We start from the raw sequence: 1,129 nt of genomic DNA on the forward strand, positions 1-1,129 counted from the left end.
GCCCAGATCATGATGGTGGTGATACTCACCCAGGCCAACGCGACGGAGAGCAGCACCGTCGCGGCGAGGAAGCCGCGGTTGAAGCGGCGGCGTGTGAGCCGCCACAGCCACCACTGCGCGGCGAGGAGGAAGAATACGGCGGCGACGAAGCCGGAGAGCGGCACCCATTGCGGGCGGGTGAGCGCCTTTTGTTCCTGCGTCACCTTGGCGCTGGTGAGGCGAAAGAGCTCGCGGGCGTCCGGCAGGATGTCCTCGCGCATGAGCGTCGAGGCGTTGGACATGTAGTTGACGGCGACGGCGTTGCCATCGCGGTGGTTGGCGCGCGCGGTTTCCACCATGCCCGTGTACACCGGCAGCTGCCGCTGGATGTTGAGGATGAGTTCGCGAATGCGCGTGTCATCCGTTGCGGAGCCGAGCGCGGATTCTGTCGCGGCGACCGTCGCGGTGTCGATGGCCGCGCTATACGCCTCGCGGTCGTCGGTGGAGCCCTCGCCCAGCTGGACGAAGCCGGTGGTCGCAATCGTGTCCGCGAGCGAGAGCGAGGTATAGAGGTTGTGCGCCGAGTTATTCATGGGCTCAGTGGAGCTGAGCAGCGTATTGAGGTTCGCGTGCCGGTCCGTGGAGCTGGCCGCGAGCGACATGCCCGCCGCGGCGATGGCGATGGTGAGCGCTAGCGTGACCGCCACGAGCTTGCCGGGCGTGGTGCCGAGGAAGCTGAGGAGGCGCCGAGCCAGGCGCGCCGGGCCGATAAACCACGCGTAGAGCCGGTGGGTGGGACGGTCGAAGACCGGCTGGGAGGGCTCGGTGACGTCATCCAACCACTGATCGGCGAGCTCGGCGTTGGGCGTGGTCATTCCTTAAGGATAACGGGCCGCGGTGGGGTGGCGCGGTTAGTATGGCGGACATGAGCGGAAAATTTTCAGGTGACGGCTGGGCTGCGGGACCCGATGGCATGAAGCTGTGGGGCCTCTATGGTGCGGCGGGGCTCTTCCTCGTCGCCGAGGGCCACGTCCTGCTCCAGCATCGCGCGGCGTGGACCAACCAGGGCGACACGTGGGGCGTGCCCGGCGGCGCGCGCGAGCGGGGCGAATCTGCTGCCGATGCCGCCCTCCGCGAGACCTTCGAAGAG

1 protein-coding gene and 1 pseudogene are annotated in these 1,129 nt (G+C 67.8%); one reads left to right on the plus strand and one right to left on the minus strand.

The annotated features are described in order from the left end of the window. Nucleotides 1-854: pseudogene (locus BN9444_RS13315) on the minus strand (hypothetical protein); the annotation flags it as partial. A gap of 50 nt (nucleotides 855-904) precedes the next feature. Here BN9444_RS13315 and BN9444_RS13320 point away from each other — a divergent pair. Next, nucleotides 905-1,129, plus strand: a 225-nt coding sequence (locus tag BN9444_RS13320; protein WP_141681601.1) for an NUDIX domain-containing protein, incomplete at its 3' end; no start/stop codon positions are given.

Origin of the sequence: Corynebacterium phoceense, assembly GCF_900092335.1 — a bacterium.
In the GTDB taxonomy this organism is placed as follows: domain Bacteria; phylum Actinomycetota; class Actinomycetes; order Mycobacteriales; family Mycobacteriaceae; genus Corynebacterium; species Corynebacterium phoceense.